The 17,240-nt window shown below is 49.3% G+C and carries 15 protein-coding genes; 7 read left to right on the top strand and 8 right to left on the bottom strand.

Annotated elements, in window-relative coordinates; translation table 11 throughout:
• The gene (locus tag ACIDE9_RS13050; protein ID WP_411995143.1) at window positions 1–327 is read right to left on the bottom strand and encodes a PepSY domain-containing protein; all 327 of its coding nucleotides are present in this window, start codon (window positions 325–327) and stop codon (window positions 1–3) included.
• A 191-nt stretch (window positions 328–518) separates the two neighbouring features.
• On the opposite strand from ACIDE9_RS13050, the gene ribA reads away from it, so the two are divergent.
• From ribA to ACIDE9_RS13065, 3 genes are all read left to right on the top strand, one after another.
• A complete protein-coding gene (ribA, locus tag ACIDE9_RS13055; protein ID WP_411995144.1) occupies window positions 519–1,118 on the top strand; it encodes a GTP cyclohydrolase II in 600 nt (199 codons plus the stop codon).
• 612 nt (window positions 1,119–1,730) lie between these two features.
• Complete coding sequence (locus ACIDE9_RS13060) at window positions 1,731–1,985, top strand: hypothetical protein (protein ID WP_411995145.1); 255 nt, start codon at window positions 1,731–1,733, stop codon at window positions 1,983–1,985.
• Window positions 1,986–2,902: 917 nt separating this feature from the next.
• Window positions 2,903–3,358, top strand: a complete 456-nt coding sequence (locus tag ACIDE9_RS13065) for a MoaF-related domain-containing protein (RefSeq protein WP_411995146.1) — start codon at window positions 2,903–2,905, stop codon at window positions 3,356–3,358.
• Here the strand turns inward: ACIDE9_RS13065 and ACIDE9_RS13070 are convergent, their stop codons facing one another.
• From ACIDE9_RS13070 to ACIDE9_RS13095, 6 genes are all read right to left on the bottom strand, one after another.
• Window positions 3,359–4,768, bottom strand: coding sequence for a GGDEF domain-containing protein (locus tag ACIDE9_RS13070; protein ID WP_411995147.1), 1,410 nt, complete (start codon window positions 4,766–4,768; stop codon window positions 3,359–3,361). It abuts the gene before it with no gap.
• Between the two features lie 246 nt (window positions 4,769–5,014).
• Entirely contained in the window at window positions 5,015–5,992 is a 978-nt protein-coding gene (locus ACIDE9_RS13075) for a sulfate/molybdate ABC transporter ATP-binding protein (protein ID WP_411995148.1), read from the bottom strand.
• A gap of 1 nt (window position 5,993) precedes the next feature.
• On the bottom strand, window positions 5,994–6,884 hold the full coding sequence (cysW, locus tag ACIDE9_RS13080; RefSeq protein ID WP_194754208.1) for a sulfate ABC transporter permease subunit CysW: 891 nt from the start codon (window positions 6,882–6,884) through the stop codon (window positions 5,994–5,996).
• A gap of 56 nt (window positions 6,885–6,940) precedes the next feature.
• On the bottom strand, window positions 6,941–7,774 hold the full coding sequence (gene cysT / locus ACIDE9_RS13085; protein ID WP_411995149.1) for a sulfate ABC transporter permease subunit CysT: 834 nt from the start codon (window positions 7,772–7,774) through the stop codon (window positions 6,941–6,943).
• Window positions 7,775–7,885: 111 nt separating this feature from the next.
• Complete coding sequence (locus ACIDE9_RS13090) at window positions 7,886–8,755, bottom strand: EAL domain-containing protein (protein ID WP_411995150.1); 870 nt, start codon at window positions 8,753–8,755, stop codon at window positions 7,886–7,888.
• A 46-nt stretch (window positions 8,756–8,801) separates the two neighbouring features.
• Window positions 8,802–9,782 carry a sulfate ABC transporter substrate-binding protein gene (locus ACIDE9_RS13095; protein ID WP_411995151.1) on the bottom strand — a complete coding sequence of 327 codons (981 nt, stop codon included), beginning with the start codon at window positions 9,780–9,782 and terminating at the stop codon, window positions 8,802–8,804.
• Window positions 9,783–10,137: 355 nt separating this feature from the next.
• On the opposite strand from ACIDE9_RS13095, the gene epsC reads away from it, so the two are divergent.
• The 4 genes from epsC to ACIDE9_RS13115 all read left to right on the top strand — a co-directional run bounded on the left by epsC (window position 10,138) and on the right by ACIDE9_RS13115 (window position 15,395).
• Entirely contained in the window at window positions 10,138–11,040 is a 903-nt protein-coding gene (epsC, locus tag ACIDE9_RS13100; protein WP_411995152.1) for a serine O-acetyltransferase EpsC, read from the top strand.
• 58 nt (window positions 11,041–11,098) lie between these two features.
• Window positions 11,099–12,013: a family 2A encapsulin nanocompartment shell protein gene (locus ACIDE9_RS13105; protein WP_019882668.1), complete on the top strand. Its 915-nt coding sequence runs from the start codon at window positions 11,099–11,101 to the stop codon at window positions 12,011–12,013.
• A complete protein-coding gene (locus ACIDE9_RS13110; protein ID WP_411995153.1) occupies window positions 12,000–13,901 on the top strand; it encodes a family 2A encapsulin nanocompartment cargo protein cysteine desulfurase in 1,902 nt (633 codons plus the stop codon). Before ACIDE9_RS13105 ends, ACIDE9_RS13110 begins: the two co-directional genes overlap by 14 nt.
• A gap of 156 nt (window positions 13,902–14,057) precedes the next feature.
• Window positions 14,058–15,395 carry a TAXI family TRAP transporter solute-binding subunit gene (locus ACIDE9_RS13115; RefSeq protein ID WP_411995154.1) on the top strand — a complete coding sequence of 446 codons (1,338 nt, stop codon included), beginning with the start codon at window positions 14,058–14,060 and terminating at the stop codon, window positions 15,393–15,395.
• Window positions 15,396–15,416: 21 nt separating this feature from the next.
• Here ACIDE9_RS13115 and ACIDE9_RS13120 read toward each other — a convergent pair whose 3' ends face one another.
• Window positions 15,417–17,045, bottom strand: a complete 1,629-nt coding sequence (locus ACIDE9_RS13120) for a putative bifunctional diguanylate cyclase/phosphodiesterase (RefSeq protein ID WP_411995155.1) — start codon at window positions 17,043–17,045, stop codon at window positions 15,417–15,419.
• Window positions 17,046–17,240 lie beyond the last annotated feature (195 nt).

The raw sequence follows: 17,240 nt of genomic DNA on the forward strand, positions 1-17,240 counted from the left end.
TTAGTCGTCCTGCTCCATTTTGAGTAACTGCCCGCTCTTAGCGTCCAGTTTAAGCTCCCACACCTGGCTAGCGGCATCCAGTATCTCAACCTCATAAATATACCGCCCATGCTTTTTCTCAAGTTCGACCTCCAGAATCTCGCCAGGTTTATAGCTTCTGGCTTTTTGTGAGATTTTTTCCAAGCTCAAAATATCACCTTTCGCCGATAAACGCCCAGCGTTGGCGGGGCTTTCACCCGAATCTGCGCGTGGCAGGTAAACCAGTGCAAGTAATACAAGCACCAGCGCGAAAAGCGCCATCCATATACGGCGTTGCATCCAGAACATAGGCCCAGCACTCCTGAAAACCACTGAAATCGACCAAAGTTTAACAGTATTCATCTTAAACCAAGCTGAATTCAGGCCTGCTCCCTGTATTTGCATGTTCTAAATCGCAGATTAATTCATCACAGGCACTTTAAAAAACGCACAACCGCTACAATATGAGATTGAGCCTTTAACACCGAACACCCACGTACATGCTTTTTTTATCCCATACCTCCACCGCCAGATTACCTACCCAGTTTGGTGAATTTGATATCCATGTATTTACGGATAACCGCAATGGCGTGGAACATATTGCCCTGGCCTGCGGTGAACTGCAGCGCGCCAGCGAGCCACTGGTAAGAGTGCATTCTGAGTGTTTGACCGGTGATGTGTTTGGCTCCACGCGCTGCGATTGCGGCGAACAACTACATCACGCGCAACGCCTGATCCAGGAAACCGGCCAGGGTTTGATCCTGTATTTAAAAAACCATGAAGGCCGCGGCATCGGCCTCACCAACAAAATGCGTGCTTATGCCTTGCAAGACCAGGGCATGGATACGGTAGAAGCCAATGTGGCACTTGGCTTGCCGATAGACGCACGCACTTATGAAGCCGCTGCAGACATGCTGGCTTATTTTGAAATCAACCGCATCCGTTTGTTATCCAACAACCAGGAAAAACGTGCGGCCCTGCAATCTTTGGGCATCAGTATTCACCAGCAAGTACCGCTGCTGACCACACCGACCGTGGAAAATCTCAAGTATCTGCAAACCAAATCAAACAAACTTGGTCATCTGATTCCAGACCTTTGATGCCTCCTCACTCAAACTCTGATCACTACAGAAACTATTGATCTTAATTCCACGCCAACCCTAATTTGGCGTTAATGCTTGCATACTCAAATCTTAAATATTGCTTTTCTGGATAAGCTTGATGATAATCAGCTTGTTTGTAACAGTTAAAAAACTTTAATAACGCATCAATCTGATGTGTTTCATAAATTACAGCCATAAAAGAATTGATAATAAAAACATGATCATATGTCAAATAATCACAGAGTTAATCCAATTCAGAAAATAAGTTATACAGCGCTTTCGGTGTATATATTACGTTAGGCATTAAAGGATTTTTATGAAATATGCAGCTATTCTTCTGAATCTACTTCTCTTCGGTACAGCAGTAACTCTAGCCATAAAAAAACGGCATGCCGAATACCGATGAATACTTTATCTTTTTTATAATTCTTGCTACCCCAATTGTTAGTCTTATTGCATTGTTAGTAGGTCATGAGAAAAGTCTAATCGGACTTTATTTCAAACGGAAAGCCCTAGAGGAACAAAAAAAGATTGATCAACTTCAGGGGAAATCGTAATTGCCTAACTCATCACTCAAACATTGGGCGTCACAACAAAGGGGGATTGCACATGAGCAAAGCACTCATTACTGAGCAGAGCCTTATTGCTGTCATAAATTTGGCATTACGCCATGACTGGCCTCACAAAGACTGCCACTGTGAAGTCTCAGCCTTGAGGAAAGTGAATTATCCCGAACGGAACTGGGAAATTGAACGCACCAGCATGGGCGGCGCAAACCTTCTGCACACCGAAGAGTGTGAGCGCCTTTTAGACAGAGTATTAAATGAACTGGTCGGAAAATATGACGTTCGGTGGGCAACATAGTGCAGCCCAATCAGTTAATCAAGAGGGACTCTTCGCGGCGAAACCGCTCGCCTCTCACTTTTACTTTTACCGTAGGAGCTTGGGAATGATAGGTATATTACGCTTCATAAGAGGATTTTGTGGTTTTTTGTGTGGCTGGCAAATTCTTGGTTTACTACCAGTGTTTTCATGGATACAACAACCGAACGCAATAATAGGCTCAATGTGGGCAATACTTACTCTTAATTAGTGGCTATTGTTATTTTGGGCTCACTATTTTTTGGACTTAGGCGTCTTATAAATTACATACATACAAAAAAACATCATCTCCCTCATCCAGCATTAGCTAATAACAATTGGGCTTTATAGCGAACATATGCTTTTATTAAACAGTTTTGTATGCTCCTAACTCATCATTCAAGCGGGCCATCGAAAACGTACACCCCAATGCCCCTTTACCATGTATACATGCGTTTATTACCTATCATCCCCACACGATTGGACCTTAACAACCAACGATGTCACTGTGCTGCACCTAAGACATCATCAAAACTATGGGGAAATAGTCAGATTTTACGAAGCAATACTAGCCTTTCCCAACTATATTTTTAACTGAATATTATTGTTGAAATATTCCAATATAGGGTTAATACTTCCGACTCCATACCTCATAACTTTTGCAGGTATTCACCAGAACCTAGACCTTAACTTACGTTATGAATCCGAAGAAACCGTGTGTCCAAAAAACACTTACTGAATCTGTACCTTACGCTCTTCGATACACAGAAACTCTAAATTCAGTTTTTAGTGCTTTGGCATTTAGCCTAGGAATTGGGTGTATAAGCACAGAAAACCCGGAACTTTACGCATGGCTAAGTCTTACTTTTATCATTATGCTTTGGTACGACACTTTGCGACGTTACAAGAAAAGACTGGGTATGCTCGTAACCGCCAGTCACCCCACAATGAGTACGCTCAAAGTTCTAAAACGCTCAATTCCATTTTTGACTGGCTGGATCTTTCTAGGTTTAGTTGCATTAGGATACTTTAACAAAAATGGATTGCAGTACGTTGAGAAACGTACACCCGTAAATGAAGCTTATATTGGTCAATTTATCTACCAATACGAGGATGGGAGTTTCTATCGTGTTCTGGTCAAAGATAATCAATCAATGACATGGACATGTGTAACTGGACCTGAAAAAGGTGCAAGCGGAACAGAACATCCCGATCGTCTTAAAATTGCTGACAAGATTTACTTTGCGACTTGGGTAGAAGAAACAGGCATCAATGTCACCCAGGTCATCAACCTGAACACCATGAAGGTATATTCAACCATTATTGATGGCAAACAACGCTATGTGATTTCAGGCAACATCGTGCGTGAAAAATAATCACGCACTCATCATCACCCGGTTGCGGCCTGCATGTTTGGCCTGGTAGAGTGCTTTATCAGCTTCTGCGATCACAGACTCATAATCAATTTTGCCCTTTGCAAGCGCGCCGCCAATACTCACGGTGAGTGCAATATGTTCGCCACTCGGCGCCTGTATACGCGCTTGTGCGACCTTGCTGCGGATATTCTCTGCGACATGCATGGCTGTGCTCGCATCCGCTTCAACCAGGATTAATAGCATTTCTTCACCGCCATACCTAAATACAAAGTCTGACGGCCGCACAGATTCGGTCATTAAGGTCGCCACCTTCTGCAAAGCAATGTCCCCGGCAGCATGGCCATAGCTATCATTCACAGCTTTGAAGTGATCAAGGTCGAGAATCAGGATGGCAAAGCCTATTGCACCTGCACGTTTTTGCAAGGCAATTTCGCGCGATAACACGGTATGGATAAACCGTCGGTTCAACAACCGGGTCAGGCTGTCGCGTGCGTTATCCAGCTCAATGTGTGAATCAAAAATCTCATTAATGACAAACTTGATTTTGACCAGGTCTTGCTGAATCAACTGGAACTGACTGCCAATCGCCGCACGATCATCGTACTGCGTGGTTTCCAGCTTGGGCAATATCTGTTGGTCAATTTTGGCAATGCATTCGGCAATGTTTTGCAGTTTAGGCGTGCGTTCAAACATCAGGCTGGCTTTGTGCAAAAACCACATACCAAATTCAGACTTGGCCAATCGTGGCAAACCGATATCTGACGGACTGTAAAACCAGGCCAGGATATTGCGCTCCCATTCGGTGAGAAATGCGCGTTGCCGTTCCCGTTCCATGGCGATATTACTGCCAATCACCGCCAGCCGATACGACTCATCCAATCGGGTTTGATCAGAAATCGATTGCATATAGCCATGATTACGGATCTCGTATGACAGTCCGATCAGATGATTCACATACATCACCGACTGCATCTTTTCCTGGTCTGTCCACGCTTGCATGAGGATATGCCGCAAAATACAGGCATTGATCATACGCAGGCTTTTCGACACCGAATGCGCTGGGTAGCCGACTCGGGACAATTTCATGCCTAGCGCATGCTGCTCCTGCACGAAGTGGTTTACATCCGAAAACTGCATGCTAAACAGCTGATACACCCACTCTTCAAACACGGCCGTCCATTTGGCACGCATCTCATCCGTATTAAGCACCTTGCTCAATACCGGGTCGGTGCCCAGGTAATGCAGGTAAGCAGTGAGCAGCTCCTGCATATTGTCAGTAATCAAACCATAAACTTGCTGGATCACCGCAGGCGGTGTGCCAGCTATAATGGCTTTCCATTCATCGGTCACCAGCATTTCAGCATACTCTGGATGATTACCAGCGTCGGGGGTATGTTCGTCGTACGTCATCGCTCTACCATTGTTTTTTCATAGACACCGCCACGACCAACATAACGTTAGCAAGTATCATGGAGTGATAAGGCATCATAACGTCATTCTGTTTATGTCATCAAACATTGATTTAATTTAATATTTGATAACAAAAGTGCAACTTTAACACTGTGATTTAAAACCTGTTGAAGTGTTAGCCTAGGCAGGCAAAAAAACAGGCGAGCACAGTGGCTCGCCTGGATTCAGCGCAATCGAGTTGGATATTTAAAACACGCGCAACTGCGTTGGCTTCAAATACACGGTTTCACCTTGCTGAAAATTCAACTGGTTAAACTGGTCACGCCCAAGTTCCACGTCTACATATTGCTCATTGTCTGTGCGCTTGATTTCGAGGCGCACCAGAGAACCGACTGAATGCACATAGGTTAAGGCACCGGGGATGCTGTTGGCTTCTGCCACGCGGCTCACGGCAATTTCATACGGGCGAACAAAGCCTTTGCCTTGTGGTGTTTCGAACGCATTCACATTGCCCAAGAACTCATATACAAAAGGCGTGGCTGGCTGGTCGTAAACACCTTGTGGTGAACCTACCTGCTCGACCTGGCCGTGATTCATCACCACGATGGTATCCGCCACTTCCAGAGCCTCTTCCTGGTCATGCGTCACAAACACACTAGTGACATGCAACTCGTCGTGCAGGCGACGCAACCAGCGGCGCAGGTCTTTACGCACTTTGGCATCCAGCGCGCCAAATGGCTCATCCAGCAACAACACTTTAGGCTCGACGGCCAACGCACGTGCCAGAGCGATACGCTGGCGCTGGCCACCAGATAATTGCGGTGGATAGCGATCTGCCAGCCAGTCGAGTTGTACTAACTTAAGCAAATCATGCACACGTTTCTTGATTTCAGCATCTGACGGGCGGGTTTCTTTTGGACGCACGCGCAGGCCAAAAGCGACGTTCTCGAACACGGTCATATGGCGGAACAGTGCATAGTGCTGAAATACAAACCCTACCTGGCGTTCGCGCACATCTCTATGGGTAGTATCTACGCCATCAAACAATACCTGGCCGCTATCCGGGGATTCCAGACCAGCAATGATGCGCAACAAGGTGGTTTTTCCGCAACCTGACGGCCCCAGCAAGGCCACCAACTCGCCAGACGGCACTTGCAGGTTGATATCACGCAACGCGCTAAACTGGCCAAAGCCTTTGTTAATCTGTTGAATGGTAATACTCATCTTAAGCCGTCACTTCCTTTTCAATATTGGCAGCATCACGCGAAGCCTGCCATTCGACATATGTTTTTAATACCAGTGTGACCAGTGCCAGCAGCGTCAGCAGTGAAGCAACAGCAAACGCAGCCGCATAGTTATATTCGTTATACAAAATCTCAACATGCAGCGGCATGGTATTGGTCAGGCCGCGGATATGGCCGGACACCACAGACACGGCACCAAACTCACCCATCGCCCGCGCATTGGTCAGAATCACACCGTAAATCAGGCCCCACTTCACGTTGGGCAAGGTCACATGCCACAGCATTTTCCAGCCAGAGGCACCTAATACCAATGCGGCCTCTTCCTCCTCTTTGCCCTGTGCCTGCATCAGCGGAATCAACTCACGTGCCACAAACGGGAAAGTCACAAAAATGGTCGCCAACACAATGCCAGGCACTGCGAACACGACTTTGAGATCATGATCAATCAGCCACTCGCCAAACCAGCCTTGCAGGCCAAAAATCAGCACAAAAATTAAACCTGCAATCACTGGCGATACGGCAAATGGCAAATCAATCAAGGTGATCAAAAAGCTTTTGCCTTTAAAGTCGAACTTGGTAATCGCCCAGGCCGCAGCGACACCAAATACCAAGTTAAGCGGCACCGATATCAGGGAAGCAATCAGGGTGAGCTTCATGGCTGACAAAGCATCCGCTTCGGTAATCGCTGCCAGGTAGACGCCCCAGCCTTTGCGCAAGGCCTCAGCAAATACAGCCGCCAGCGGGATTAATAAGAACAACCCCAAAAAAGCCAGTGCCAGGCCAATCAGCCCCCAGCGTACCCAGGTCGGTTCAGAGGTCGCACGCTTGTAAGCAACCTTGCCCTGATATTGTTGAAATTGTGTGGTATGCATAAATGTTCTATTCAATTAAATATTAAGCGAGTGCAGCCATTTGCCCGCATAGCCAATTACTTATGACCATGGCGGTGATTACTCCACCACTGCAATAAGTTAATCAGCAACAACAAGACAAACGAAATCACCAGCATCACCACTGCAATTGCGGTTGCCCCGGCATAGTCATATTGTTCCAGCTTGGTGATAATCATCAGCGGCGTAATCTCGGAGATCATCGGCATATTGCCCGCAATAAAAATTACCGAACCATACTCACCCACCGCGCGGGCAAAGGCCAGCGAAAAGCCGGTGAGCAAAGCAGGCCAAATGGCTGGCAAAATAACCTTGTAAAAGGTTTGCCAGCGGTTGGCGCCCAGGCTGGCAGCAGCCTCTTCGGCCTCAGCGCTAAAGTCTTCCAGCACCGGCTGCACCGTGCGCACCACAAATGGCAAACCGATAAACGTCAGCGCAACCACGACGCCCAGCGGCGTAAAAGCCACTTTAATACCATGTGGTTCCAGCCATTGTCCTAACCAGCCATTTGGCGCATAAATCGCGGTGAGCGCAATACCAGCCACCGCAGTCGGCAAAGCAAACGGTAAATCGACCAAGGCATCGAGGACTTTTTTACCAACAAACTGGTAGCGCACCAGCACCCAGGCCGTGAGTAAGCCGAACACTAGGTTAATCACGGCTGCCAGCAGGGAGGCACCAAAAGTCAGTTTATAGGTAGCGACTACCCGTGGCGTGGTCACCACGGCCCAAAACTCATGCAAACTCAGCTCAGTGGTGCGTAGAAAAACAGCTGCTAACGGAATCAGCACAATCAGGCTTAAATAAACCAGTGTGACCCCCAATGACAGCCCGAAGCCGGGAAGTAAATGTTTCTTTTTTTGTGATGCCATATTGTGTGGTGACAAGTGTAAACAGGCGCTAATGTAGCTGGATTCTTTTAAATCTCAAAAGAATAGATAATCATTAATTTATAAGCGCCTGTTATATTAAAGAAGTGATGATTACGCTACTTTAGGTGAACGGTGCTGGTACTGGTCATTAATAACCTTGGCCACCACTGGCGCCGCCAATAAATTACCTTGCAGCACGGTCGCGCCAGAAGCAATGGCAATATCCAGTTGCTGCTGCGTTTCTATGCCAAGAATCACCGGCGTACTGCCCAGGTCTTGCACCGTCGCTACCAGCCCCTTCAAGGCCTTAGCCAGTGAAGGCTGTTGTGCTGCCTGGTGAATCACTGACACATCAAACTTAATGTAATCATGGTGCGCGCTCCATAAGCGGTACAACTTGCTCTGATGGCCACCCACATGGTCAAACGCAATCTGGTAGCCCAGTGCACGGTAGTTCTCGATAGCCGCAATCAGGTGCTTGTCCTGCTCAATCAGGGACTCATTGATCTCCAGCACCACCCGGTGCGTAGGCACGGAATATTTATGCAGAATCTGCTCAAATACCTTGCCGTGCGCGCTGACTTCAAGCAGCAATTTTGGATGCACGTTTAAAAACAGCAGGCCGTTTTCCTGGTGAATCGCACGGTAATTCAACACGTGCTGCGAGCGGCATACACGGTCAAACTGCACCAGCTTGCCGGATTGCTCGGCATAGGTGAACGCAAACTCTGGCGTACTGCCCAGCGTGCCAAACAAAGACGGACGGATCAGGGCTTCGTAGCCGTAGATATCGCCTTGTTTGGCATCATAAATAGGCTGGAAAGCGGTTTTGAGATGCACACCGATAAAGGTGCTCTCATATTCGCCCGAACTGGCTTCCAGCAGCCCCAGCTCTTCCAGATCCAGCGACAGCGCATGCTTTAACTCTGCCCGTAGCTGTATGACGTGTTCTGGTTCCTGATTTGATTGACGTTGCGTCATCGTGACTCCTTCCTGCGAGACTACTTTGTACTTCTGAAAAATCTGCTTACTTCTGATAAATCTGGTCGAAAATACCGCCATCACTAAAATGCGTATTTTCAGCCTCGTTCCAACTACCAAACACCTGCTTGACGGTGAACGTATGTAACTTCTTGAATGCCGGTTGCGCCACTTCGCTCACTTGCGGACGCAAATAATGCTTGGCAGCCAATGCTTGCCCTTGCGGTGAAAAATGGAACTCGAGATAAGCCTGCGCCACTTTACGCGTGCCTTTTTTGTCCACTACTTTATCTACTAATGACACCGGATTTTCTGCCAGCACGGTCACAGACGGATACACCACTTCATACTTGTCTTCACCCAGCTCTTTTTGCAGCAAATAGACTTCGTTTTCAAAGGTCACCAGTACATCCCCAATCTCACGCTGGGCAAAGGTCGTGGTCGCGCCGCGGCCACCAGTATCCAACACTGGCACATGCTTGAATAACTCTGTCACAAACTGGCGTGCTTTGGCTGCATCACCACCTTTTTGCGTCACATAACCCCAGGCTGCTAGGTAGCTATATTTACCGTTACCTGAGGTCTTGGGATTAGGAATCACAGACGTCACGCCTGGGCGGACCAGGTCATCCCAGTCTTTGACTTGTTTAGGATTACCTTTACGCACCAGAAAGACGGTTGGTGACGCGCTGGGCACGCTATTATTTGGTAACCGTGTTTGCCAGTTGGCCGGGATCAATTTGCCTTTTTGTGCCAGGATATCAATGTCGGCACTGCGGTTCATGGTAATCACGTCTGCTGGCAAGCCATCCACGACAGAACGCGCCTGCTTGGTCGAGCCACCATGCGACTGGTTAATTGTCACGGTTTCACCGGTCTTTTCTTTCCAGTACTGCACAAACGCCGGATTGAAATCCTTATAAAACTCCCTGGTCACATCATAAGACGCATTCAACAACTCGGCGGCTTGCAGTGACACACTGCTGAACAACACGGCCACTAAGACACTGCGCAATACAAACGGCATACATAACTCCCTTTATTATTATCAAACTGGAGAGCACTATAACGACAAACTTATATTTTTAAAAAGAATAAAAAATAATATATTTATAATATAAAGATATATTAAGCTATCCTTCCGAATGAACCTATACATGACCCGTTAAGCACGCGCTAAAGCCGTTTTAAGAATAAAAACATATAAACAAATAATTAACGATTCTAGTCACAGGCCTGTTCAAGGCCGATGGATTCTTTTATAGTTTAAAAAGATTAACGCTGACCAGACACCTGGAAGCCAGTTTCCCCAGGAGGGGCAGCTGGCTTTTTTTTCGTCTGTACCCAGCAGTCAATGCCTTAGATACAGGATTGGATAGCCGATGGAAGAGATCGCGATTGAACACATCGTGCAACAACTGGCCAGCATACGCGAAAGCGCCTTGCAGCAGCGCCAGCGTTTGTCACAGCCGCCCAAATTGCCCGCCCGCAAAGCCCTGGGGAAATGCGTGGACTGGCTGGCCGCGTCCCTGTTTCCCAATCGTTTGGGCGACTCTGATATACAAGCACATGCCATTAACTTTTATGTCGGCACCACACTAGATAAAGCCTTGCGTGAGTTGCAGCAGCAAGTACGCCTGGAACTCGCCTTTAAAGCACCTGGCAGCCCCGCCAGCCAGTTTAATACGCAAGCGCATGCCATCACACACGCTTTTGCCGAGCAGTTGCCACATATCCGTCTGCAACTGGATACCGACCTGGAAGCAGCTTACCAGGGCGACCCGGCCGCAGACAGTGTCGATGAAATCCTGGTCAGCTACCCTGGCATCCTGGCCTTGATTCATTACCGCATTGCTCATGTATTGCATGGTCTGGGCCTGACCATTATTGCGCGTTTAATCACCGAAATTGCCCATTCGCAAACCGGGATTGATATCCATCCTGGTGCGCAAATTGGGGATCACTTTTTTATCGACCATGGCACGGGCGTCGTCATTGGCGAAACTGCCATTATTGGCAGTCATGTCCGCCTGTATCAGGCCGTGACATTGGGTGCCAAAAACTTCCCCAAAGATGCCAATGGCCATCTGGTCAAAAAGTTTGAACGTCACCCGATTCTGGAAGACTACGTGGTGGTGTATGCCGGTGCCACGATTCTGGGCCGCATCACGATCGGCAAACATTCCATTATTGGTGGCAATGTCTGGGTGACCCGCAGCGTGCCCGCCAATAGTCATGTCACACAAGCACATTCGGATGCCAAACCGATTCCGGTGGCTGCTTGATTTTTAACCACTCAGTTTTTAGCCGCTAATTAATTAGCTTAATAAGGAGAATAATTGTATGTCTGAACAACCAACCCAAAGCGCCTTAGGCGATGTGGCCGCACGAACGCTTGCCAATGCCACCAAATCGGTGCCCATGCTCAGCACCATCAGCCCACGCTGGTTGGTGCATTTGCTCAATTGGGTACCGGTAGAAGCTGGTATTTACCGCGTCAACAAAGCCAAAGATCCTAACGCCATTACGGTCGATTGCTCCAACAAAGACGAAAAAGAACTGCCAGCGACTTTTGTCGACTACGAAGAATGGGGCCGTGAATATGTGTTGAACGCTGTCAACACCGTGGTAGATGTACATACCCGCGTGTCTGACCTTTATAGCAGCCCGCACAACCAGATCAAAGAGCAATTGCGCCTGACCATTGAAGTGGTGAAAGAGCGTCAGGAAAGCGAACTGATCAACAACAAGGAATACGGCCTGCTGAACAACGTGGCCAAGTCACAAACGGTGAAAACCCGTAATGGCTTCCCTACTCCGGACGACCTGGACGAATTGCTGACCAAAGTCTGGAAAGAGCCTGCCTTCTTTCTGGCGCACCCGAAAGCAATTGCTGCCTTTGGCCGTGAGTGCACCCGCCGTGGCGTGCCACCGCCAACCGTGTCATTGTTTGGTTCACAGTTTCTGACCTGGCGCGGTGTACCGCTGATTCCTAGCGACAAATTGCCTATCGTCAACGGCAAATCCAAAATCCTGTTGCTGCGCGTAGGCGAAAGCAAACAAGGCGTGATTGGTCTGTATCAACCAAACCTGCCTGGCCAACAAACCATGGGCTTGTCCGTGCGCTTCATGGGTATCAACCATAAAGCGATTGCATCCTACCTGGTCTCCCTGTATTGCTCACTGGCAGTACTGACCGAAGATGCGATTGCCGTACTGGAAGATGTCGGAGTTGACCATTACTATGACTACAAGTAATTCAATCGATTTAGCAAGCTTTGAGCCTGAGGCGATATTAGCCTCACTGCCGGGTGAGCATCCGAAAATGACGGCTGCGCTGGGCGTTGGTCGCGAACTGGAAAACACGGGGGTGCTGGATACCGCCACCCTGACGCAACTGGTGAATGATCTTTACGCCGAGGGCTTTCCGGCCACGGCCCCGTTTGCCGCAGCAGACTTGGCACAATCACTGGCCAGTAGCCATACCCCGCAACCGTCTGTGCCCGCCACAGACTCGCTGACCACCAAGCTGGGGCATGCGGGCGGCAACTCGATCGGCGCAGCCTCGCCAAGCTATGTGCAGTCGCAAGGCCAACCTATCACGCAAGAAGCACAGGCGCAGCAGCTCACCTATGCGCCAGGCGTCGAAGCGCTGGGCAGCGATCCATTGCATAACCATCCGGCACACCTGAATGTATTGCAGCCTGACGCCGCTTACCTGGCACCGGCCGCTTTTGCCGGGCTGGGCATTGAGATTCCTTATCAGCAGGAGCTTGATCGCTGGTTGGGCACAGCTGCGAGCCAGTCACCGTCATCAGCAGCATCCACACAACCGGCCAACAAACCATCTGCGGGCAGCGCGCAATCATTTTACTTTTTGCAAGCTGAGCCAGCCGTCATCGGTAGCCTGCCCGCCTCTGCGCATCCAGCCTTTGATGTGCATGGCGTGCGCCGCGATTTCCCGATTCTGAACGAGCGCGTCAACGGTCGTCAGTTGGTGTGGTTTGATAACGCTGCAACTACGCACAAACCACAGGTAGTCATAGACCGTATCAGCTATTTCTACCAGCACGAAAACTCCAATATCCACCGTGCAGCGCATGAACTGGCGGCGCGTGCGACGGATGCTTATGAAGATGCGCGTGAAACCGTGCGCCGCTTTATCAATGCACCGTCGGTGAATAACGTGATTTTTGTGCGTGGCACCACCGAAGCGATTAACCTGGTGGCCAAAACCTGGGGCAAGAAGCATCTTGGCGCTGGTGACGAGATCGTGGTCTCCAACCTTGAGCATCATGCCAATATCGTGCCCTGGCAGCAGCTATGCCAGGAAACAGGCGCGGTGATCAAGGTGATTCCGGTCGACGACAGCGGGCAGATTTTGCTGGAGGAATACCAGAAATTGCTCACGGCAAAAACCAAGCTGGTGTCTTTCACGCAAGTGTCGAATGCGTTGGGCACCGTGACGCCGGCGCAAGAAATGATTGCCATGGCACACCGGGTTGGCGCCAAGGTATTACTGGACGGCGCACAATCCGTCTCACACCTGCGTACCGATGTACAAACGCTGGATGCAGATTTTTTTGTGTTCTCAGGCCATAAAATCTTCGGCCCGACTGGCATTGGCGCGCTGTATGGCAAAGCAGATGTGTTGCAAGACATGCCGGCCTGGCAAGGTGGCGGTAATATGATCCAGGACGTGACGTTTGAAAAAACGGTCTACCACGCGGCGCCTGCCAAGTTTGAAGCAGGCACCGGCAATATTGCCGATGCAGTTGGTTTGGGCGCAGCACTGAAATATGTGGAACGCCTGGGCATTGAGAACATCGCGGCCTACGAGCATGCCTTGCTTGAATATGCCACCGCCGCCATGTGCCAGATCCCCAACTTGCGCCTGATAGGCACGGCCAAGCACAAGGCCAGCGTGCTGTCATTTGCACTCAAAGGCTATCAGAGTGAAGAAGTCGGTGCAGCGCTCAATGAAGAAGGCATTGCCGTGCGTTCTGGCCATCATTGTGCGCAACCGATTTTGCGCCGCTTTGGGGTAGAAACCACGGTGCGTCCTTCATTGGCGTTTTACAACACCTATGAAGAAATCGACCGCATGATTGCAGTCCTACAACGGCTAGCATCTTATCACGCCTAACGCGGTTTATCCTGGCAGCCATTCACCGGCCGGTGAATGGCTGTTTTTTTGCCGGTGCCCGCCGATCATCGTCAGTTGTGACATTCTGGCCAACCCTCTGTAAAATCCCCCTATCAACCAAGCGGTTGCTGCCATCTATACACAGAATATTGACCGATGAAATTTGATCCACGCAATAACAAATTCACCTCAATCTTTACCAGAGAGATGCTGGAAGCAACGCTGCCGTCGGTGCTTCTAATCTGCCTGGCGCTGTTTTTTGCCTATAAATTCATAGACCCGGCGCCACCTCGCAAAATTGTGATCGCCACCGGCGAGTCCGATCTGAACTACAACGCATTTGCCGCTATTTACGGTGTTTATTTGCAAAAAGAAGGCATTACGCTCACGTTGCGCAAGACCTCTGGTGACACCGAAAACCTGCGCCTGTTAAAAGACGCTGAATCAGACGTTGATATTGCGTTTATCCAGGACGGCGTGGCCCATAGCGAAGGCGCTGGTTCATTGTTGTCACTGGGCAGTTTGTATTACCAGCCGGTGTGGATTTTTTGCCGTTGCAAAGCCAGCACTACGCATTTATCTGCGCTCAAAGGCAAACGTATTGCCATCGGCTATGCGGGTAATGGCACGCACACCTTAGTCAGCACCCTGCTTAATGAAAGCGGAATTAACGCCAGCAATACCAGGCTTGTCGAGATTGGCGGTGAAGAGGCGGCCACCACCTTGCGCCAGGGTAAACTCGATGCCGCACTGTTTGTCGATGTCGCCAATTCGGGCATGATTCATGAAATGGTGACGGACAAACGCCTGCGCTTACTCAGCCTGGACACCGCAGAAGCCTTTTCACGCAAATTCGCGTTTATGCACCACCTGGTATTACCCGAAGGTGCCATGGACTTGGCACGTAATACTCCCAGCCACGATGTGCATCTGGTCGCCCCGACCGCCACACTGGTGGTGAAAGAAAACATGCACCCAGCCCTGGTCTACCTGATGATGAAAGTGATTGCTGAAGTACACGGTGGCCCGAGCATGTTTAATAGCAAGGGCGAGTTTCCATCGGCCAAGGATACCGACTTTCCACTGAGTACGCAGGCACTTAATTTTTACAAATCTGGCTTGCCGATTATTGATAAATATCTGCCATTTTGGGCGGCGACATTTGTGAACCGGACCTTGATCGTGATCTTGCCATTACTGGCCTTGCTGATTCCGCTGACCAAGATTATCCCGATGGTGTATGTGTGGCTGGTGAAACGAAAACTGTTTCGTTATTACGGTGAGTTGCGCTTTCTGGACACCCAGTTACAGGAGATCAAAAGTGCAGAAGACGTGCAGGAATGTCTGGACAAGCTCAATGATATTGAAGCCAAAGTGGTCAATGTAAAGTTACCAGTACCCTTTTCACAATATGCTTACGAGCTACGCGCGCATATTGAGCTGGTCAGGTCTAAACTCAACCATCACAAGTTTCAAACTACAGCGGGCAACTGATTGCGTGCCTGATAGCAGCACTCACGCAAGCCTTGCGCTCACCCATTGTTGCAAGGCTTGCTCTTCCATGGGTTTGGCGTATAAATAACCTTGCACCAAATCACAACCTAGGCTCTTCAGGTAGTCGGCTTGGGCTTGTGTTTCAACCCCCTCGGCCACAATCTGGTAATGCAGGTTTTTGCCGAGCACCACAATGGCACTGGTCACCGCCTCAGAGCGCTCTTTGCCAGGCACGTCATTGACAAAAGACCGGTCTACTTTTAAATAATCACCAGGAATGTCGCGCAAATAGGCTAGGCATGAGTAACCAGTGCCAAAATCATCGATGGCCAGCTTGACGCCCAATTGCTTGAGCGCCTGCAAGCTATCAGTGCCTTTACAATCAGAGTGAATCAAGGCGCTCTCGGTCAGCTCTATCACCAGGCGGTCAGCGGACAAGCCGGTTTCACGTAACACTTGCAGCACATAATCGGTAAAGCCTGGTGAGCGTAACTGCATGGGCGAAACGTTCACCGACACTTTGGCCTTGCTCAATGCCCCTTCTTGCCAAGCAGCCACCTGCTGGCAGGCCGCTTTTAATACCCAGGCGCCCATGGGCACAATCAGGCCGGTCAACTCGGCCACGCCAATAAACTTGGCAGGCGGCACCACGCCTTGTTGCGGATGTTGCCAGCGGATTAATGCTTCGACACCAACGAGCTCACCCGTCATAAAGTCCAGTTGCGGCTGGTAGACCAGGTAAAATTCCTGATGCGCAATCGCCGCCTCCAGCTCGCTGGCAAAGGCCAGGTCTTCAGGCGGTAACACCTGCTCATGCATGACGCCTTTACGGTAATAAGTAAACGTCATGATGCAGACGACTGAGATCAATGCCAGCGTGATAATCAAAGGCGTCAAACGGTAGTCGTGTTTAAAATACACGCCCACGCCGCCCAACACGATGGCACACAAAAACAGCAAGCTGACGATCCAGCGCAGGTGCTTGCCAGTATCGTCCATCAACAGCAGATAACTCATTGAGGTTTGAGAGACCTGCTTGGCCAACAAGGCCGAGGCACACAGCAAGCCGCCCAAGCAAGACAACATGGAAAGCTGCCCATAGGCATCCGGAATACCATAAGCACGCGCCAGCAAGCCAGTCACTGGCAGCAACAACGCGACACTAAGCACGGCCTGGCTAGCCCGGTTACATTGATAGTGACACAACAAGAAGCCGGCGATCACCAGCAAAGACATACCGAAATCGGTCGCAATCTGGCCATGGCTGACCACTTGTGAAAAGCTATTGATAGAGGCGATATGACTAAAAGAGGCATGGCTGCTTAATAGCCAATAGGTTTGCAGGAAATAGCCGAGTAACACGCTGCCAATCAGCCATCTGACCATGGGATGCTCGCGCCTGGTGTCGTAGATGACACGCAAACTCACCACCACAAAAATGAGGTAGCTCACACTCTGCAGCACACTTAATTCAAACGTGTGGTGCAGGTCACTCAATGGGAACCCTAGCAGCACACTCACAATGCTGGCGAGCGCCAGCCAAGGAGAATACTTCTGTACCGTTCTAAGAAATCGATGCCGCATGTACTGGTGTTGCGTTGTACATTCCTGAACAGTTACAGCTGACCAGTCAATGCTGGATACTGACATGTTGCCCCCTGTCTCGATCTATTATTATTGCCCGCGCTGGCAGGCAGTTTTGTTTTACTATAGGCGCAATTACATTGAGACCAACATAAAATAAAACAGGGTTTTATCATCCTTTAAATCAAATTAAATTGATACTCATGGATGATTTGCTATGAAATGGCATGAAATTATATATAAGCAACCAAAGATATAGCG

Origin of the sequence: Methylophilus sp. 'Pure River', assembly GCF_046765995.1 — a bacterium.
Lineage (GTDB): Bacteria > Pseudomonadota > Gammaproteobacteria > Burkholderiales > Methylophilaceae > Methylophilus.